We start from the raw sequence: 20595 nt of genomic DNA on the forward strand, positions 1-20595 counted from the left end.
AGGGATGAAAGCCGCTAATTCAGCGGCTTTTTATGATTTCATCATCTTCTTATTCAGGGAAATCACCAACAATAAAGGTTAAGTATGAAGGTGCAATATTAACTGAAGAAGGAGTAACATATTCTCGTTCACCGTCACAATCTATTGATTGTTCAGGTATACAGTCGATTGATAGGGACTTTGCCTGAAAATAAATAATATCTTTGCATTCAGGTGCCTTCTTGCTTACTTTTGAGTGAAGCATGGTAAGGAATGTTTCTAGAGAAGCTTCTTTTAAGATGAAAACATCCAACATGCCGTCCTGCAAACTGATTTTCGGGAAAAACGCCCTTACTCCACCTGTAAAAGGACCGTTGCCAACGAGCATCATCACGGCTTCGCCTTCATATGAATTTTCTTCCGATTCAACTTTTAATTGAAAGGATTCCTTGTTGTTTATCGTTTGTACTGTACTGATATAGTAGGAAAGCCTGCCGAGAAGGTCCTTAGTATCCGGGTTTATATTTTCAGAGACCCTGGTGATCATGCCGATGCCCCAGAAATTTAAAAAATATTGTTGGTCTGTTTGTCCAACATCAATAATCTCTTCTCTTCCATCCGCGATTTGCTTCGCAGCTTCCAGAGGATCTTGTGACATTCCTATCGCCCTTGAAAAATCATTGCATGTTCCGCCTGGTATTATGGAAAATACCGGTCTTGTATCATGTTTGCAAAGTTCATTGATCAATTCGTAGATTGTTCCGTCTCCTCCTGCTCCTATAATAACATCAACTTCTGAAATGAGTTTTCTTACAAGGGCTGCTCCGTCACCGGTCCGGGCAGTGCGGTAGATGGTTACGGATGAATAGGCAGAAAGCAGTATTTGTTGGATTACATCAATATATTCTGTGAGCTTTTTATTTCCTGCATGTGGATTAAATATAATAGCTGTTTTTTTCACCCGGATTTCTCCTTTCTTATCTTTTTTTATTTTCCCCGTTTGCTGTAACCATACACTTTTTTATTTGTTTTTTTATTTGCAATAGAAGGTGAGAGTTTCTATCGGCTAAAGTAAGTAAAATGAAAACAGGATTGGCTTGACGGTAGGGAAAGTCCGCCTTCAGCCAATCCTGGTCCTTTTTTATTTCTGTTTAGAGCAAAAACATCGCAAAAATAGTCGTTACAATTAACCCGATCGTGACAGGCAAGAGATTTCTTCTTGCAAGTTCAAAGGGATCGACTCCACAGATTGCAGCTGCTGGAATCAGTGCCCATGGAACGAGTGTCCCTCCTCCAACCCATATTGCTGCAAGCTGTCCAAGGGCAGTTAAGGTTGCGAGGCCTGTGCCTATGGCAGTTGCGAACAATTTCGCAATTGAGCCTGCGAGTGATATGCCGGAGAACCCGGATCCGTCCAGTCCTGTTACTGCACCAACCAGGGTCAAGGTAACCGCGCTGATTTCTTTGTTTAGCGGCACTACCTGAGAAAGGCCGACACCAAGATCGTTTACGATTCCAAGCGAACCTTTTGGAAGAACCTCTCCGAATACGCTTGTAAACCCGGAATCACCGAGATAGAAGAAGGCTGCGATCGGGATAACAGGACCAAATATTTTAAAGCCAAATTGAAAACCTTCTATTAAATAGGAGGTGGTTTTCTCCATCCCCTTGCTTCCGTAACCCATCATGGCGGTTAGCACTAAAATAAAGATTGACGTGCCACCGATTAAGGCGGTTGCATCTCCCCCCTGAAGGTTTAAGAAGAACATTGCTGCTACATCAATCGCAAACAGAAGCGGAATAAGAAGGGCAAGGAAAACTTTTGAACGCCTTGAAAGTAAGCGAGGATTGTGTTCTTTGTCAGTAGCTTCAGATACGTCCACTTTCCCGGCAGTTAAAATACCTTTTTTCATATCACGCTTTAAAAACCAGAAGGCGATAACGGTGGTAACGATACCCATAACAATGACAAGAGGAACGCTTGCTTTCATCACTTCAGAAACAGCGAGGCCAGCAGCATCCCCGGTTAATTTGGGGGCGCCTTGAATAATATAATCGCCGGATAGGGCGATCCCGTGCCCAAAAAGATTCATTGCCATTGCGACTCCTAAAGCTGGCAACCCGGCTCTAATGGCAACAGGGAGAAGAACTGCGCCCATTAAAGCTACAGCAGGTGATGGCCAGAAGAATAATGATATTACCATCATCAAGAGCCCGATTGTCCAAAAGGCGAGACCTGGAGACCGTATTAGCCTTGTGAACGGACTTACCATGACATCATTTATTCCGGTCCTTGTAAGGATTTTACTCATGGAGACGATAATAGAAATGACCAGAATAATACTTAGAAGTTCTTTTATCGCGTAAATAAAGCTATTAAATATCCCGCTGACACTTCCGCTTAATGAATGGGTTGCAAGCAAACTTAAAATGAAAATACCGATGATACATACTAATGTGGTATCTCTTCGAAACAACATCACACCTATGATCAGAACGATAAAAAGCAGGTAGACAAAGTGTATTGCAGTCAACTCAATGCCCATGTGAATCCCTCCATTTATTTTGGGCGTCTGTAAGTAATACAGAATATGCATGGAAGGATTTTTGGTGAGGTAGCCAGGGATGAAGTTTTTGATGAGGATGGGGGAGCAAAAAGAAAAGCCCCCTCAGGAGCCTTTTCTCTGTTATTCCGCTTCTTCTTTCGGAACATTGTTTTTATTTATCTCTTCCTTATAGGCATAAGAGAAAGTCAGTGCCACAAGAAGTCCGCCTCCAAAGAGGTTTCCGATACTTGCTGGGAGCAGGTTATATATTAAGAACTCGGACCAAGTATATTCAGCACCAGCCACTAAAGCTGTACTGAAGTATCCCATGTTCGCGACACTGTGTTGAAAGTTCCCTGCTACAAATATAATGACTGGAAGCGCGGTACCTAATACTTTTCCGGTTAAATCCCTTGCTGCAGTTGCCAGAAAAGCGGCCATTCCGATCAACCAGTTCGCAACGATACCTGATAGTAAGATTTGAAACCAACCTATCGTCCCATTTTCCATAAATTGCATCTTGTGTCTGATAAACACATTTAACTCCTGGAAAAATTCAGGTGAAAGGGAGCCAGAAGCGACAACGAGAAAAGCGACAGCAAGTGCCCCCAGAACGTTGCCAACATAACATGCTCCCCAGAACTGAAGTATTCCACGGGGTATCCAAAACTTCTTTTGAAGAAGATAAGCTGGCAACAAAACGTTTACTTCTGTAAAAAGAATGGCGCCTGATATAAATACGATTGCATACCCGCTTGCAAAGCCTATTCCTGCAAGCAGGTTATGTACCCCTGTTGAAGAAACTCCCATTGATAAAAGTACTGACAAGATCGCACCGAACGCAACAAAGGCTCCTGCATTGATGGACAGGATGAACTGCCTTGGCATCGGACGGTTAACGTGTGATTCTCCTTTCACAATAAATGACTCCACGATTTGAGCAGGAAGGAAAAATTTTCTTTCTGGATAGTTTGCTTTTTGTTTTTGATTATTGCTGCTTTTATTACGAAACGTATTTTTCATGCTTTTTTCTCCTCGGATTGTTTATAAGCTTATTCCCCTCTGGTGAATCTGTAAACAAAATGATATTCCAAACCGTTCCAAAATTCTCTTCAAAGGGAAATCCACTGAAAAACGCATAATCTAAGAGAAGAACAACAATGCTGTCTATTTGTTCTATTTCCTGGGAAATCGCCGAGGATTATGTCACTTTAAAAAAATCCAATTAAAAAGATGTCAGAAATAAAGGAGGCGCGTATGGCGCCTCCTTAACTTGTTCGATTAAATTTCCCAATATTTTTGTTTGCCATAATGCTCATGTACATCTTCTTCAAAACGGCGTGATAACGGCTGGTTTGGATTGTATTCAGGGCCATTTTTGATCGTTTCTTCATCAAGATCCACCTTTATGACTCTTTGATCCCAGTTGATATCTGTGATCCATTCTGGCGAAACTAGCACTTTCTTGCCAAACCACCAATTCTTCGTGTCGATAACAAGATAGCGGATCTTCCATGATTCATCATCAATAATGAAGTCATCGACATGGCCGAACTCATCATCGGTTGCTTCAATATGATACTCCGAAACCTCTTTCGTACTTCGAAGGTGTGTATCCTGGCGTTCACGAATCTCTTCCTCTTCATCTGGAGAACGCTCGTCCCTGTCGAATGCTTCTGCAGCAGGTGCTGGCCTTGGATAAGCCGTAGCGCCCCATAATCCTGTGCCCGCCCAGTAATATGGCCAGCCATAGTAATTATTTAATTCGCCTTCATGCTGGCGGGAAACGGGCTGCTCTGTATCGATTTCAGGGCTGTTTTTTACCTGGTCTGTTGAAAGATCAACATGTAGCTTTTGTTCTTCCCTTCGAATCTTTTCGATTGAATAAGGGGAAATAAGTACTTTCTTTCCAGGAAGCCACTTGTGAGTATCGATCACAGCATATCTGACAGTCCAATCCTTATCATCAAAATAAAATTCTTTTGCCTCTCCAAGTTCATCGTCCGTTGTGTCGATAGAAAAACCGTGAAGCTCTTTTTCGCTCAGTAGCATTTAATATAGCCTCCTTTTTCTAAGAGAAGTTATTTAGTATGTTCCCGTGCTAATTTGCTGCTAAACTTCCTCGTCATCACTGATAAAATAGGTTCTGATATATGGTTTCCCTGAAAACACAGTGGAAGGGAGTCCATTCGATGTATTTCTGTTTTTGTGTGCTTCTTTATAGGAGTCTGACTCTTGCCAGTTCTCAAAGTCTTTCTTTTTTTTCCAGAGAGTGAGAACAACATAGGTATCGTCGTCTTTTGGCCTGAGTATGCGAATTCCTTTGCAGCCGGGTTCCTTTTCAACCAGACCGGCTCTTTCTTTGAAACGGCTTTCAAACACTGCTCGTTCGTCGCGCTGTACCGGTATGTTGTTCATTACCGCAAAACCGGCATCCTCATAGCCACCAGCTGCGTCGATCACTTCAAAGGCTTTGCCGGTGCTGAAGAAGCTCTTCGCTTCGGTTTCATGTAAAAGGACCGAACTGCCGCTGCTAAACAGAAGGAAAAGTTTTTTCAGGTCGGAATGTTGTTCTTTCATCTTTTGTAAATAAGCACCTGTTCCAAAAGCTAAATAAACGTTCATCTCGCGCGCCTCCTCTTAGTGAATTTTTAGATTGATAGTTTGTTCGTATAGTGGCATATATGATAGGCAAAAATACTTTTATACTTTACCCTTTTTTGGAAAATGCTAAACGATGAGAATACAGAAAAAAACTATAAAAAATGTCATATATGATGTACGATAAGACAAGCCCATTAGAGCAAAAAAGGAGTTGTTTACACTATGATTCGAAAACTTTCCATTGGAATACTCCTGTTAGTCGCAACATTTATTATTGGGTTGATTGGATATCTTATCATTATTTTCGCAGGTGATTATGTTATAGATGAAAAAAAACTAGTGATGGATTCAGCGACTTCACTTGTTGATACAGATGGAAAATTAGTGACTAAGTTATATGCGCAAAACAGGGAAATCGTTTCGATTAAAGAGGTTCCGGAAGAGGTACAGCAAGCTTTTATTGCTACGGAAGACAGCCGGTTTTATAACCATCCGGGCCTGGATTTCCAGGCGATTACTAGAGCGCTTTATAAAGATGTACTTGCAGGAAGCAAAGTGGAAGGCGGAAGCACAATTACGCAGCAACTTGCAAAAAATGTTTTTCTTTCACATGACAAAACATTCTTACGAAAAACTAAGGAAGCAATCATCTCATTAAATTTAGAACGTAACTACAGCAAAAAGAAAATCTTAGAGATGTATTTGAACCAAATTTATTTTGGCCATGGAGCATATGGTATTCAGGCGGCTTCCCATTTGTTTTTTAATAAAGATGTGGAAGATTTAACTGTGGAAGAAGGAGCTTTGCTTGCGGCGCTTCCTAAAGCCCCCGGGTCATATTCACCGATCGACCATATGGACAAAAGCAAGGAAAGAAGAAATCTTGTTCTGTCTTTAATGGAAAAACAGGGTTATTTATCTGCCGAGGAAACAGTTCGTCTTCAGGGCAAGACAGTAGCACTCAATGTGGCGGATATCGGAAAAGACCCGGCATATTTAACGTATATCGACATGGTGCTGGAAGAAGCGGCAAAAAAATACCATCTTTCTAACGAAGAAGTTTTGCGAGGCGGTTATAAAATCGTTATACCGATGGAAGAAAGAACTCAAAAGGCCGCATATAAATTATTCCAGGAAGCACAGTATTTTCCTGGAAGCAGCAACGAAGAACTTCCTGAGGGTGCGTTTGTACTTATGGATTCCGAATCCGGAGGCGTACTGGCAGTACAGGGCGGAAGAAACTATGTCAGGAGAGGGCTGAACCATGTGAATACGAAAAGACAGCCGGGTTCAACCTTCAAACCGCTGGCAGTATACGGACCGGCGTTGGAATCAGGGGAATATGATCCATATTCTTTATTAAAAGATGAAAAGACAGATTACAACGGTTACAGTCCTTCAAACTATAATCAAACGTATCAGGGTGAAATGTCGATGTATGATGCTCTGGTCCATTCCGTGAATGCGCCGGCTGTTTGGCTCTTAAATGAGCTCAAGATTTCAGAATCAAAGAAGTATCTTGATAAAGCTGGCTTGAAAATTAAAGATAACGACCTTAAAGTAGCGCTCGGGGGAATTGATGAAGGAGTTTCTCCAATGGAAATGATGAAGGCTTACCGTGCGTTCGCTGAAGAAGGGAAGGTTATTGAACCACATTTTATTTCCAGGATCTATAACCAGGAAGGAAAGTTGATAGGAGAAGCGAAAGGGAAAGAGAAGAAAGTGTTCTCGAAACAAACTGCATGGTATATGACCAAAATGCTTGAATCGGTTGTGACTGATGGAACCGGTAAACAGGGCCATACCGATCGTCCTCTTGCCGGCAAAACAGGCACCACTTCTTATGAAAAGGTAAAAGGCGGAGCAAGGGATGCGTGGTTCGTCGGGTATACCCCGAATGCTGTCGGGTCATTATGGATGGGATACGATCGTACGGATGATTCCCATTATTTAACCGGAGGAAGTTCTTATCCGACAAAATTGTTTAAAGACATTCTTAATCAGATGCCAGAAAGGAAACAGGCAGCGTTTAAAAAGCCCTCTGGAGTAAAGGACCTTGATAAACCGATTCATTTAGTTAAGATAGATGACCTTTCATCTGCATTCACTTTTCACTACGGCTTGCCAGCTGTTAAGCTGACCTGGACGCCGTCTGAAGATGAAAGGCTTCAATATGATATATATGAAGTAAAAGACGGAAAAGCTGAAAAAATTGACCGGGTAACAGGAACTGGAGAATATGAAGTGAATTCCCTGCCGATCTTTGAAACGATTTCTTACTATGTTGTTCCTTATAATCCACAAACGGAACAGGAGGGGGAATCGTCAAATGAAATCGGAACAAGGTTTATCGATAAATTTAACAAAAGCGGGAAGAAGAAAGAGGAAAAGGGCAAGAAAAACAAACCAAAGCATAAAGCAGAATAATAGTAATGAGTGATTTTTATCACATGCTTGATTCTTCGCAGTATGGTATTATCGTAAATGGTAATTCATTCGTACACAAACGTGTTTCTTTATGGGGAAAACTGGTCGAATTTATGACAGTTTTTCTCGTTCCCTATACATTTAGCAGCACCATCGCTATAGTAGTAATGGCGATTATCTAGATTAGAATCATTTTTTTTATTACCGGAAAGGTGGAAAAGTATGAGCAAGCCCCTTTTTAATGACCAATTTTTGAAAGCCTGTCGAAAGGAAGAAACGGAATTCACACCGGTCTGGTATATGAGGCAGGCGGGAAGATACCAGCCTGAGTACAGGAAAATCCGTGAAAAATATACTTTTGAAGAGATGAATTTAAACCCGGAAGTAGCTGCTGAAGTGACGCGTTTTGCTGTTGAACAGCTTGGTGTCGATGCGGCGATCTTGTTTGCAGACATCATGACACCGCTTCCTTCAATCGGTGTGGATGTGAAAATTAAATCCGGCGTCGGACCGGTGATTAACAATCCGGTTCGTAACGTACAGGACGTTAACAATCTTGGAGATTTAAACCCTGAAAAGGATGTCCCATACTTGATGGAAACAATCGGCATGTTAAGAGAACAGCTGAATGTTCCTTTAATCGGATTTAGCGGAGCGCCATTTACGATAGCAAGCTATATGATTGAAGGCGGTCCATCAAAGAACTATTATAAGACGAAGGCATTTATGTATTCTGAACCAGAAGCATGGTTTAAGCTGATGGACAAGCTCGGGGACATGGTAATATCTTATTTGAAAGCACAGGTGAATGCTGGTGCACAGGCTATTCAAATTTTTGATTCCTGGGTTGGTGCATTGAATGAAGCGGATTATCGGTTGTTCATCGCTCCTGTCATGGACCGGATCTTTACTTCTCTTAAAGACACAAACGTGCCATTGATCATGTTCGGTGTTGGAGCAAGCCACTTGATTGAAGAATGGAACAAGCTCCCTGTCGATGTGCTCGGACTCGATTGGAGATTGACGATTAAGAAGGCCAGAGAAGAAAAGGGCATCCAGAAACCGTTGCAGGGTAATCTTGAGCCTGCCATTTTACTTGCACCATGGGATGTTATCCAGGAACGGACAAAAGAAATCCTTGATCAAGGGATGGAACAGCCCGGCTTTATTTTTAATCTGGGGCATGGAGTGTTCCCGCAGGTGAAGGTTGAGACGCTTCAAAGATTAACAGAATTTGTTCATGAATATACAGCCAAACGTTAATTTTCAGGAGGTACAGTATGGCAAAGAAAAAAGTAGGATTGCTAGTAATGGCTTATGGTACTCCGAGGAGCAAGGAGGAAATCGAGCCTTATTACACTCATATTAGAAGAGGAAGAAAACCTTCCGAAGAACTGCTGCAAGATCTCACTGATCGTTACGAAGCGATTGGCGGTATTTCTCCACTGGCTAAAATTACAGATGAACAGGCTGCTAAACTGGAAGACAGGATGAATGAACTTTACGAAGAAATAGAGTTCAAGAGTTATCTAGGATTAAAGCATATCGATCCGTTTGTGGAAGACGCAGTTAAAGATATGCACAGGGATGGAATTGAAGAAGCGATCAGTATTGTACTTGCACCGCACTTTTCTACATTCAGTGTAAAATCCTATAACGGCAGAGCAAAGGAAGAAGCGGAAAAGCTTGGCGGCCCGGAAATCCATGCTGTAGAAAGCTGGTATGATGAGCCAGAATTCATCAACTACTGGACGGAACAGATCGAAAAAACGATGGAGAAAATTCCGGCTGTAGAAAAAGATAAAACAATCGTTATCTTTTCAGCACATAGCCTGCCTGAAAAAATTATCCAGGCAGGAGATCCTTATCCAGATCAATTGCAAGAAACTGCCGACCTGATTGCAAAACAGGCTGGCATCCAAAATTACACGATCGGCTGGCAAAGTGCCGGAAATACACCTGAGCCGTGGATCGGACCCGATGTTCAGGATTTGACCAGGGATTTATTCGAGCAGGAAGGCTATCAAACGTTTGTTTATTGCCCGGTTGGCTTTATAGCAGAGCATCTGGAAGTCCTTTATGATAACGATTATGAATGTAAAGTGGTAACCGATGAGCTTGGGGCAAATTATTATCGTCCTGAAATGCCGAACGCAAAAGATGAATTCATCGACGTGCTTTCTTCTGTAGTCTCAAAGGAACTTGAAAAAACGAATGCAGGAAACAGCAGCAGTTAACAGTTGAAGAAAAGAAGCGGTTCATAAAATGAAATGGATCGCTTTTTTTGTTGGAGAAAAAGCTTTAACAAAACAAAATCGCTGTTACTTTGTAAAGTAGCATGGTTTTAGGGTAACCTTAAAGAAAGACAAGTTGAATGTTACAGGTTGTCCCTCTGTATTAAAGAATTGACATTCCTTTTTATCTGCAGAAAAGAGACCTCCTTGACAAACCAGCAGGAAACTATGTCATAGTAGTTTATGAAAATCATAGACCAAGCAAGCCGCACCATTATAAAAAGGAGATTTATAAACGAATGCTTGCCATGTTAAACCCGCTTATTGTTAATATTGCTATTATTTTCTCCATGGTTTTTATCTGGAACATGATATCGCCGATAAACAACAAAGCCCTTTTGATCAAACACAAACTATTTTATGGACTAGTCAGTTCTATTGCTGCACTTCTATGTATGTACAACCCACTTGACACATTTGGGGAAACGGTGTTTGATCTAAGAACAATCCCGCTCTTGTTAGTGACTTTATACGGAGGAGGTCTGGCAGGATTTATTTGTACCGTCTCCGTTGCGGCAGCCAGGCTTTTTATTGGTGGAGAGTATGCATGGGTAGGAGTCATTATCACCTTTGCCGCTTTTCTAACCAGTTTCGGTTTTTCGTTTACTTTTAAAAGGACCACTAACAAATGGGGGCTGATCACATATATCGGCCTGATTTTTGGCCTGCTTTATATTATGATCATTAATGTTTATGTCAGGAACCTTCCGATGTATTTTTATCCGATATACTATTTCTCATTTTATATAACGTACTTTCTTGTTTTCTTCTTGTTTGAGAGGCTGATTCGAATCAATTTACAGCTTGAAGAGACGGTTTATCTTGAAAAATTGTCTGTTGTTGGGAAGATGGCTGCAGCGATTGCACACGAGATTCGGAACCCTTTAACGACAGTAAGAGGCTTGATTCAACATATGGAAGCGGATACAGAGGACAAGAAGCTGAAGCAGTTTTCTCCGTTATTACTTGAAGAACTTGACCGGACGAACAAAATTATCACAGATTATTTAAAACTCGTAAAGCCTTCTGAGATGACCTACGAGAAAGTGGATCTTAATCGAGTGGTTAACGATACAGTTGAATTGATCAAGCCGATCGGTTCTTACCATAATGTAAAGATCGAATTAAGAGAAGAGGATACATTTACGGTGGAAGCCGATGAACAACAATTAAAGCAGTGCATTATCAACCTTGTGAACAATGGAATCGAAGCGATTGAGCAAGGAAAAGAAGAAGGAGTACAGCAGCAAGAAGGACTCGTAAGTATAATCGTCGACAGGGGTAACGAGAAGAGTTTTGCAGCTATATCGATTGTAGATAACGGACGTGGTATGACGGAAGAGGAAATCGAAAAGATTGGTCTTCCATTTTATACGACGAAAACGAAAGGGACCGGATTAGGGACAATGATTACGAACAGGCTGGTTCGGAACATGGGAGGAAAAGTGCAATACGAAAGTGAATTTGGCAGGGGAACAATCGCAAGGATCCTGCTTCCTGCTGTTAAGAAGCAATAAATGCCATTGGGGGAATAGAGATATGAGCATCGACCGTAAACAGAGCATTATAAATGCAGCAACCGGGTCTTTTACGATGTACGGTTATAAGGCAACGACCATGGATCAGGTGGCAAAACTGGCCAATGTAGGAAAGGGGACCATCTATACATTCTTTTCAAATAAGGAAGAGCTTTTCAATGAAATCGTAAGAGGGATGATCCTTGAAGCAAAAGCGGTGGCGGAACAGGCGATAGACCCCGGGGACACCTTCTTTCAAAACTTACACAGGGCGCTTTATGGTGTACTCGACTTTAGGAAAAAACACCAGCTCGCGATAAAGCTTTCCCAGGAAGTACGAGAAATCGGAACACCGGCTGCAGTGGAAGCGTTGAATCAATTGGAAAGCGCGATAACCTCATTCATTGAAAGAGAAGTTAAAAAGGCTGTTCAGCAAAAAGAATTAAAGCCATGCGATCCTAAACTAACTGCTTTTTTAATGCTGAAAATCTATATTTCTCTGGTGTTTGACTGGGAAAAGAAAGAATCGCCTTTAACAAAAGAAGAGATTGCCGCTCACTTCGAGTTTTACGTGATGAAGGGTATCGGATTATAACGGAGTAAACAAGCTCAAAAGGGCTTGTTTTTTTGCGGCTATGATTGTAGCGGGAATACGAGATTTCAGGAGTATCAAAGGCATCAGTAGCCAGCTTGAAGAGTAAGGCAACTCGGACAATGCAGGAATGCCTGGAGAAACCGGGAATTGAATTATAGGTCATAGAATCCTTTATTTGTGAAAAAACACTACTTTTAGAAAAAATGAGGTCATCTGTTCCGCTATTTGCTCAAAATCAGATCAAAACTGGTGTTTTATCGGTAAATAGCGGCACCAATGTCCTATAATTTTTCAATAATGCCCGTTTGTCACAAATAACGTATCTGGTGACCTCAAATAAAGCATCAAGGGGTCAGCACTTTAGTATCTCCCTGAGTCTTTGCGGCGAGGAGGATCACCGCCTACCCCCCGCGGAAAATCAGCCAATATCAGGCGAAATCAACCACTGTCTGCGTAAAAAGTAAGTCCTGGACTTTAACCACTTGCTTACTAATGGATTTCAAAATCACACTTGTCAAAAACTCGGCCAGATGATATATTTATTTCATTGCAATTTTTGACCGTTTTTATAAAATGGTCAAAACAAGTGGTATAAAGGTTAAAAGGGTATTTTTTACGATAAAATGACTGTTTTTAAAATTTAGTCATCCAATGGAGGTAGTAAGATGAAAAGTCTGGCACAGATAAAAGCAGAAATGTCAGCGATGTTTACCAATCGAAAACTACTTATCCCTGTTCTTGCTATAATTATGATACCAATCCTATATAGCGGAATGTTCCTGTGGGCGTTCTGGAATCCATATGATAATCTTGAGAAACTTCCGGTGGCGGTTGTTAACATGGACAAGGGAGACACCTTTGAAGGCGAGAACTTAACTATAGGGGACGACCTTGCCGATAAGCTGAAGGAAGAAAGAGATTTCAATTGGGATTTTGTTGACAGCGATACAGCAAATAAAGGGTTAAAGAATCAAAAATATTATATGAAAATCGAAATTCCGGAAGACTTTTCAAAAAAGGCAACAACTGTTCTTGAAGAGGAACCAGAGAAGCTTGAGTTAAAGTATACGGCAAATGAAGGTTACAATTATTTAGCAGGTAAAATAGGCGATTCAGCTATAAAAGAAATACAGGGGAAAGTTGCAAACAACATCACAGAAAACTATACAGAAGTATTATTAAAACAGTTTGGCGATATTTCCAAAGGGTTTTCCGACGCCAGTGACGGGGCATCAAAACTTGCTGATGGAAGCTCGAAATTGTCCAGCGGCAATTCCAATCTAGAGAAAAACCTGGAGAAGCTAAACTCAAGTTCTCTCCAGCTGGTAAATGCGCTTAGCGATGCAAAGAGTGGTTCTGAAGAGCTAAATGCAGGAGCCGGTAAGGTGAATGAGGGCACACATGAACTGTTAATGGGCTTAAAAGGCAAACAGCGGGATGTAGCAGCTCTTGCCGATGGAGCACAAAAAGCAAGTGATGGAGCAGCATCGCTTACGGAAGGCTTAGACAGATTAAAAGAAGGGGATTACAGGCTGCTTGCAGGTGGAAAGGAAGCTCAGCAGGGAACTGCTAGATTAGGTGATGGCCTGGCACAATCGATCGAAGCGATCGAGCAAGCAAAATCAGGTATGCCTTTATCTCCTGGAGGCGAAATCGCAGGCGGGTTAGATCAATTTTCCCAAAAAGCGACAGAGGTTTCCGGAGGAGCTGCAGAGCTTAACCAGGGGGTAACCGAATTCATTGCCGAAATCCAAAACAGCGACCAATTTACGCCCGAGCAAAAATCGCTTCTGATTGCAAAGTTAAAGGAGTTGCAATCAGGAAGTGGCCAGCTTAAAGAAGGCACCGGACGGTTGTCTGCAGGAGCAGCAGAAATCCAGACGGAAATTGCGGCAGCTGCACAAAATACGGAAGAACAAATTGAGCAGAATCTCTCTAAACTAGAAGAAGGCCAAAAACAATTATTAGCGGGTGCTAACCAGCTTGAGGAAGGCCAAAATAAGCTTGTAAACGGCATGACAGAATTCAACCAAAAGCTGAATGAAGCGGGTGACGGAGCGAAAGACCTTGCAGTTGGGAATGAGAAACTGGCTCAGGGAACTGCCGATTTCTCTACAGGATGGGGAAATCTGATCGGCAATGTTGAATCTCTGGCAAACGGAACAGAAGAGCTTTCTTCCGGAACACAATCGCTTGCCGGAGGATTGGGCAACATTCAATCCGGATCTAAAAAGCTTTCTGATGGTACAGGGAAACTATCGGAAGGTTCCAAGAAATTGGTTGATGGAGCATCCGAATTAACGGAAGGATCCAGAGAACTCTCTCAGGAACTGAAAGATGCGTCTAAGGAAACCGGAGAGGTACACGGCGATAACTCAAACTATAACATGTTTGCCGATCCAGTAAATGTAGATTCTGAATATCTTGGTGAAGCAAATAACTATGGGACAGGTATGGCGCCATACTTCTTATCGCTCGGCCTATTTGTTGGAGCATTATTGCTGTCTGTCGTCTTTCCATTCAGGGAACCTGCAACAAGCAAGCCTAAATCGGCGTTAAGCTGGTTTACCAGTAAGTTTGCAATCCTAAGTTTTGTAGGCATCCTCCAGGCAGTTATTGCTGATGTTATATTGATAAACTGGGTCGGCGTTAACGTGCAGAGCATACCATATTTTATTATGTTCAGTATTTTAACGAGCTTTACCTTTATGGCGATCGTCCAGTTTTTAGTAACATCGCTCGGCGATCCAGGACGATTTATCGCTATACTACTATTAATACTTCAGCTTACTTCAAGTGCAGGGACTTATCCACTCGAAACACTGCCTCAAGTGCTTCAGGATATTCATTCCTGGCTGCCGATGACTTACTCACTTTCAGGGTTTAGAGCTGTGATATCAAGCGGCGATTATTCCTTTATGTGGGAAAGTGCAGCCCATCTTGCAGTATTTATGGCAGCAGGAATCGCTTGCACAGTAGGATTCTTTATTATTGAATATAGAAGACGAAAATGGCATATACAAGAAGAAACGAAAACAGCTTAATAAGTAGATAAATCTGAAAAAAGCAGGAGATGGCAGTCGGCATCACCTGCTTTTTTTCTATCTGGAAAATTAACTGGTTTTTAGGGATAACAACCGGTGATCTGCTAGTCAATTGCCATTTTAAATATTCCAGTCCTATTTAAGGTAGTGGGTTGCAAGAGGTACGATAATCCTTGTACTCGGTAAGAGGGAATGGAAAACAATCCGTAAAGCACAACATTCTTTGAAAGCAATAGTAAAAAAGGTTTACAATGAAAGCACCGGGGTAGTAAATGGAATAGTTTCCTTTTTTGACAATAGGAAATACTATTGCTTAATACGTTGCGTGGAATGTCCGGTAATTCCGGTTTTTCGAGAAAGGAAAGGACTACATATGATCACATTCGAAAATGTCAGTAAGCAATACCCTGATGGTACCAGGGCTTTGAAAAATATTACCCTTACCGTTGAAGAAGGGGAGCTCCTTACATTAATCGGGCCAAGCGGTTGCGGCAAAACAACGACAATGAAGATGGTCAACCGTTTGATCGAACCGACTGAAGGAAAAATTTATGTGGATGGCAATGACATTTCTTCCATCGATCCGGTTGAACTGAGAAGGAATATAGGATATGTTATCCAGCAGATTGGCCTTCTTCCCCATATGACGATTGCAGAAAATGTGGCATTGATCCCAAATTTAAAAAAATGGCCGAAAGATAAGACGCAGAAACGAGTGGATGAATTACTCGATCTCGTAGGACTCGATCCTTCAGTTTTTCGTGACCGATATCCCCTTGAATTGAGCGGCGGACAGCAACAGCGAGTCGGCGTTATTCGGGCCCTTGCCGCTGAGCCTCCTGTTGTTTTGATGGACGAGCCCTTCAGTGCGCTGGATCCAATAAGCAGGGAACAGCTTCAGGATGAACTTGTTAAGTTGCAAAAGGAAATTAAGAAAACGATCGTGTTTGTCACGCATGACATGGATGAAGCGATTAAAATTGCAGACCGAATCGCAGTGATGAAGGATGGGGAGATCGTACAGCTTTCCGATCCTGAAACATTGCTAAGGGAACCCAAGAATGCTTTCGTGCAAAACTTTATTGGTGAAGAGCGACTTGAGAGTGGAAAAGGGCCAAAAGCATCTCAGTTAATGTTCGTAAAAACTGCAGTGGTCACAGAAACAAAAGGACTTGCAGAGGCAATGAAAACGTTGAAGGACCATCTTGCAGATACCCTGCTGGTCATAGATGAGTCAGGGAATTATAAAGGGGTCGCCTTTTTAGAGGACATTCATAACTCTTACAATGAGAAAAATATGAAGGTAAAAGACGTTCTCAAATCTGATACTCCAGTTGTACAGCCTTCTGCGCCATATTCGTTTGTTGCGGAAATTTTTGCGAAAACCAATGTTCCTTCCATCCCGGTTGTGGAGAAAAACAAGTTAGTCGGCTTGATAACGAAAGCGAGCATGATGAGAGGGCTGGCCGGGTTAAAGCAAGTAGAGATGGGGAAGGAGGAGGAACTAAATGGAGAATGAAAATCCTTTTGTCGTTTTCATCGATACCGTTACAAGCCGCTGGGATGATATATTAGTAGGGCTTCAAGAGCATCTGTTTTTATCTTTTATCGCGATCGTGGTAGCAATACTTATCTCCGTTCCTCTCGGGGTTTTTATCTCCCGAAGAAGAAAGCTGGCAGAGCCATTTATCGCCGTAACAGCGATTTTTCAAACTATACCAAGCCTGGCCCTGTTCGGTTTCTTAATCCCTCTGTTTGGAATAGGCGGCACAACGGCAATAATAGCCTTAACGGTATATGCGCTGCTGCCGATTCTGCGGAATACATATACAGGAATCACAGAGGTTAACCAGTCTGTGATCGAAGCAGGCAGGGGAATGGGGATGACGAATGGACAGATACTTAAAAAAATTGAAATTCCCCTTTCGCTGCCTGTCATTATGGCCGGAATCAGAACAGCGACGGTTCTTACAATAGGCGTTGCTACGCTTGCAACCTTTGTAGGAGCTGGAGGCCTGGGAGATATCATATACAGGGGACTTAGCACCTGGAATAACCAGCTTGTTCTAGCAGGTGCCATTCCTGCAGCGCTGCTTGCTATACTTTTTGATTTAATATTAAAGTTCGTAGAAAAAATGGTTACACCAAAAGGATTAAGAAAATAGGCGAAGGGAGAAAAAAAGTTGAAAAAACTTATCGTATTACTTTTAACACTTATTCTTGCATTATCTGCTTGTGGAACAAACGAAGAGGGAGGCGGAGAAGACGGAGCTGCCGAGCCGATCGTCATTTCAGGAAAGAAATGGACGGAGCAATACATCCTTCCACATATTTTAGCAGAATATATTAAAGCAAAAACAGATTACGAGGTTGAAATCAAAGAGGGGCTGGGAGAGGTGTCAGTATTGACACCAGCCATTCAAAAAGGCGACATCGATATGTATGTCGAATATACCGGGACAGGACTTGAAGCGGTTTTAAAGGAAAAAGCGAAAGAAGATGCGTCAGCTGATGATATCTATAATCAGGTAAAAAAAGGCTACAAAGAAGAATATGACATTGTCTGGTTAGAGCCTCTTGGATTTGAAAATGGGTATACACTTGCATATAACCAGGAAGAAAATAAAGACATAAATGCCAAAACATTTTCAGACCTTATTCCGGTTTCAGATCAGCTTGTGTTCGGAGCTCCCCATCAGTTTTATGAAAGGGAAGATGGATATGATGCGTTGGTAGATGCATATGGATTTAATTTTAAAGACACAAAGAGCATCGACCCGAACATTATGTACAAAGCCGTGAAAGACGGTGAAGTAGGTGTTATTCCGGCTTTTACGACAGATGGAAGAATTGCACGGTTTGATCTCGCTACAACGAAAGACGACAAAAGCTTTTTCCCACCGTATTATGCAGCGCCTATCGTTCGCCAGGAAGTGCTGGATTCACATCCGGAGCTTGAAGGCGTAGTGAACGAATTGGCAGGAAACATTAGCGAAGAAGAAATGTCTGAAATGAATGCAAAGGTCGATATGGATAAAGAAGAGCCGCAGGAAGTGGCGAAGAACTTTTTGAAGGAAAAAGGATTGATTAAGTAATAAAAAAGAGGCTGACGCTTATGAGTCAGCCTCTTTTACTAATTACAGAACTTTTCCAAGGAAGGCTTTTGTTCGTTCGTTCTCTGGATTGCCAAACAATTGCTCAGGTTCTTTTTCCTCAACAATAAATCCGCCATCCATGAAGATAACCCTGTCGCCAACTTCTCTGGCAAAGCCCATCTCATGGGTAACAACGACCATCGTCATACCTTCTTTTGCAAGCTGCTTCATTACTTCGAGCACCTCGCCGATCATTTCAGGGTCAAGGGCGGAAGTAGGCTCATCAAAGAGCATTACTTTGGGTTCCATCGCAAGTGCACGTGCAATAGCAACACGTTGCTTTTGTCCGCCGGAAAGCTCGCCAGGATAACTGTCTGCTTTTTCTTTTAAACCTACCTTATCCAGCAGTTCAAGTGCTTTTTCCCTTGCCGCCTGTTTATTTACGCTTTTTACTTTCATTGGAGCAAGCGTTATATTTTCAAGAACGGACTTATGAGGGAAAAGGTTAAAGTGCTGGAATACCATCCCAACTTCCTGGCGTATCTTGTTTATGTTTATTTTAGGGTCCGTAATATCGTGCCCATTTACGATTACATGGCCGTCCGTGATTTCTTCAAGCTTATTGAGGCAGCGAAGAAATGTGCTTTTTCCAGATCCGGAAGGGCCGATTACACAAACAACTTCTTGTTCGTTTACTTCCGTGCTGATGTCTTTTAATACTTCTAAATCTCCGAAAGATTTTTTTAGGTTTTTTACTTCGATTATACTCATCGTAGTTCATATCTCCTCTCAACATAGTTGCCTAACTGGGTAAGGAGGTAAATTAGGATGAAATACATTATACCAACTACAGTCCATATTTTAAAAGCTTCATAGGTTGCAGAAACCACGATCTGTCCGCGCTGGGTAAGTTCTGCAATTCCGATTACAGATAGAAGTGAAGTATCTTTTAAACTGATGATTGCCTGATTTACAAAGGTTGGCAGCATCCGGCGAAGAGCCTGTGGCAAAATAATATATCGCATCGTTTGGGCGCTGCTCAATCCAAGTGTTCTTGCTGCTTCCGTCTGCCCTTTATCGATCGATTGGATACCCGCTCGAATTATTTCAGCTATATACGCTCCGGCATTGATGCTTATTCCAAGGATACCTGCGTTGATGGGACTTAAGCTTATCCAGCTCAAAGAGTTCAAACCAAAATAAATGAAAAATAACTGTACGAGAAAAGGCGTCCCTCGAACAATATTGATAAACCAGATTGCGAGCCATTTTAAAGGGGCGATTGGAGAAAGCCTAAATAAAGCTGTTATTAAGCCGATGATAAAACCAAAAAATAAACCGAGCACAGTTATATAGGCTGTTAGTTTTAGTCCTTCCCATAAGAGAGGAAGGGAATCCATAATGAGATCCATGGAAGTGCTCCTTTCTTTAGTAAAGGTGTTGGTAAGAAAAGAAGCGCGCATATAGCGCGCAATTAATAGTTATTATTCTCCTTCTAGATAGGTGTTAATAATTTCGTCGTATTTTCCGTTGTCTCTTAAATTTTGCAATCCTTCATTGATCATTTTTAACAGTTCCTGGTTTTCCCCTTTCTTTACAGCGATACCATACTGGTCACCATTTAGGCGATCACCTACTGTTTTTAAACCTAGATCCTTTGACTTAATGGCATAAGCGATAACAGGATAGTCTTCGATCAAAACATCAGCATTTCCATTCGAGACTTCCTGGAACATAGAAGGACTATCGTTGAATTGGCGAATTTCCTTTATTCCAACTTCATCTTTTAGTTCTTGTGCCTTATCAGCACCGGTTGTCCCATTTTTTACCGCTACAACTTTTCCTTTTAAGTCTTCTGGTTTCGTAATATCATTGTTGTCTTTTGATACTACAAGAGTTAAACCAGCATCAAAATAAGGGTCTGAGAAGTCAACTTTCTTTTTACGGTCATCAGTGATACTCATCCCTGCTATAGCAACATCTAGCTGGTCTGCCTGGATGGCCGGGATAATGCCGCCAAAATCCATCGGCTTTAGTTCGATGTTGAAGCCTTGATCTTCTGCGATCGCATTGATCAAGTCGATGTCGATCCCTTTATAATCGCCGCCCTCTTGGAATTCGAACGGAGGGTACGTTGTATCTACACCAACTTTATATGTATCGCCTCCGTTATCACCGCCGCCTTCGCTGTCCCCGCCGTTATTGCCGCCAGCGCTATTGTTATTAGATCCGCAAGCAGCCAGTACAAGAACTAGAGCCATCACTAAACTGAATAATTTAATGTTTTTCAAAGAATCACTCCTTAGTTTTTAAGTTATCAATTAATTAAAATATTACAAATGTTTCATAACCCTGTCAAAGGATATGATTTCCACATAGTAATAAAGTCACTTATAAATTTCCCTGTTTTGGAAATTTAAAACATAGAATTTCGATTCTCGTTAATGCCCGCTCTAAAGACTTATAGCACTTTTGTGAAAACGGTTGCACAAGT

The 20595-nt window shown here is 41.8% G+C and carries 17 protein-coding genes; 9 read left to right on the plus strand and 8 right to left on the minus strand.

Annotation, left to right across the window (positions count from 1 at the left end; translation table 11 throughout):
* Positions 1-49: 49 nt before the first annotated feature.
* The 5 genes from FCL54_RS05865 to FCL54_RS05885 form a co-directional block, all read right to left on the minus strand.
* Positions 50-940, minus strand: a complete 891-nt coding sequence (locus FCL54_RS05865) for a diacylglycerol/lipid kinase family protein (RefSeq protein WP_138124169.1) — start codon at positions 938-940, stop codon at positions 50-52.
* Positions 941-1130: 190 nt separating this feature from the next.
* A complete protein-coding gene (locus FCL54_RS05870; protein ID WP_138124171.1) occupies positions 1131-2525 on the minus strand; it encodes a hypothetical protein in 1395 nt (464 codons plus the stop codon).
* Between the two features lie 141 nt (positions 2526-2666).
* Positions 2667-3548, minus strand: a complete 882-nt coding sequence (locus FCL54_RS05875; protein ID WP_138124173.1) for a formate/nitrite transporter family protein — start codon at positions 3546-3548, stop codon at positions 2667-2669.
* 258 nt (positions 3549-3806) lie between these two features.
* The gene (locus FCL54_RS05880; protein WP_138124175.1) at positions 3807-4577 is read right to left on the minus strand and encodes a PRC-barrel domain-containing protein; all 771 of its coding nucleotides are present in this window, start codon (positions 4575-4577) and stop codon (positions 3807-3809) included.
* A 60-nt stretch (positions 4578-4637) separates the two neighbouring features.
* The gene (locus FCL54_RS05885) at positions 4638-5150 is read right to left on the minus strand and encodes an antibiotic biosynthesis monooxygenase family protein (protein WP_138124177.1); all 513 of its coding nucleotides are present in this window, start codon (positions 5148-5150) and stop codon (positions 4638-4640) included.
* Between the two features lie 201 nt (positions 5151-5351).
* Between FCL54_RS05885 and FCL54_RS05890 the strand changes: the two genes are divergently transcribed.
* From FCL54_RS05890 to FCL54_RS05930, 9 genes are all read left to right on the plus strand, one after another.
* Positions 5352-7556: a transglycosylase domain-containing protein gene (locus FCL54_RS05890; protein WP_138124179.1), complete on the plus strand. Its 2205-nt coding sequence runs from the start codon at positions 5352-5354 to the stop codon at positions 7554-7556.
* A 222-nt stretch (positions 7557-7778) separates the two neighbouring features.
* Positions 7779-8819: a uroporphyrinogen decarboxylase gene (hemE, locus tag FCL54_RS05895; protein WP_138124181.1), complete on the plus strand. Its 1041-nt coding sequence runs from the start codon at positions 7779-7781 to the stop codon at positions 8817-8819.
* Positions 8820-8836: 17 nt separating this feature from the next.
* Positions 8837-9793 carry a ferrochelatase gene (gene hemH, locus FCL54_RS05900; protein ID WP_138124183.1) on the plus strand — a complete coding sequence of 319 codons (957 nt, stop codon included), beginning with the start codon at positions 8837-8839 and terminating at the stop codon, positions 9791-9793.
* Positions 9794-10089: 296 nt separating this feature from the next.
* On the plus strand, positions 10090-11367 hold the full coding sequence (locus FCL54_RS05905; RefSeq protein WP_138124185.1) for an ATP-binding protein: 1278 nt from the start codon (positions 10090-10092) through the stop codon (positions 11365-11367).
* Positions 11368-11389: 22 nt separating this feature from the next.
* Positions 11390-11962 (plus strand): TetR/AcrR family transcriptional regulator, encoded by a 573-nt coding sequence (locus tag FCL54_RS05910; protein ID WP_138124187.1) that lies wholly within the window; start codon positions 11390-11392, stop codon positions 11960-11962.
* Positions 11963-12627: 665 nt separating this feature from the next.
* Positions 12628-15006 (plus strand): YhgE/Pip domain-containing protein, encoded by a 2379-nt coding sequence (locus FCL54_RS05915; protein ID WP_138124189.1) that lies wholly within the window; start codon positions 12628-12630, stop codon positions 15004-15006.
* Between the two features lie 373 nt (positions 15007-15379).
* Positions 15380-16525 (plus strand): ABC transporter ATP-binding protein, encoded by a 1146-nt coding sequence (locus FCL54_RS05920; RefSeq protein ID WP_138124191.1) that lies wholly within the window; start codon positions 15380-15382, stop codon positions 16523-16525.
* Positions 16515-17171: an ABC transporter permease gene (locus tag FCL54_RS05925; RefSeq protein WP_138124193.1), complete on the plus strand. Its 657-nt coding sequence runs from the start codon at positions 16515-16517 to the stop codon at positions 17169-17171. Before FCL54_RS05920 ends, FCL54_RS05925 begins: the two co-directional genes overlap by 11 nt.
* Before the next feature lie 18 nt (positions 17172-17189).
* Entirely contained in the window at positions 17190-18101 is a 912-nt protein-coding gene (locus FCL54_RS05930; protein ID WP_138124195.1) for a glycine betaine ABC transporter substrate-binding protein, read from the plus strand.
* Between the two features lie 42 nt (positions 18102-18143).
* Here FCL54_RS05930 and FCL54_RS05935 read toward each other — a convergent pair whose 3' ends face one another.
* The 3 genes from FCL54_RS05935 to FCL54_RS05945 all read right to left on the minus strand — a co-directional run bounded on the left by FCL54_RS05935 (position 18144) and on the right by FCL54_RS05945 (position 20392).
* Entirely contained in the window at positions 18144-18872 is a 729-nt protein-coding gene (locus FCL54_RS05935) for an amino acid ABC transporter ATP-binding protein (RefSeq protein ID WP_138124197.1), read from the minus strand.
* Positions 18869-19513: an amino acid ABC transporter permease gene (locus FCL54_RS05940; RefSeq protein ID WP_138124199.1), complete on the minus strand. Its 645-nt coding sequence runs from the start codon at positions 19511-19513 to the stop codon at positions 18869-18871. Before FCL54_RS05940 ends, FCL54_RS05935 begins: the two co-directional genes overlap by 4 nt.
* 72 nt (positions 19514-19585) lie before the next feature.
* The gene (locus FCL54_RS05945; RefSeq protein ID WP_138124201.1) at positions 19586-20392 is read right to left on the minus strand and encodes a transporter substrate-binding domain-containing protein; all 807 of its coding nucleotides are present in this window, start codon (positions 20390-20392) and stop codon (positions 19586-19588) included.
* Positions 20393-20595: the final 203 nt, after the last annotated feature.

Source organism: Exobacillus caeni, assembly GCF_005747095.1.
In the GTDB taxonomy this organism is placed as follows: domain Bacteria; phylum Bacillota; class Bacilli; order Bacillales; family Guptibacillaceae; genus Exobacillus; species Exobacillus caeni.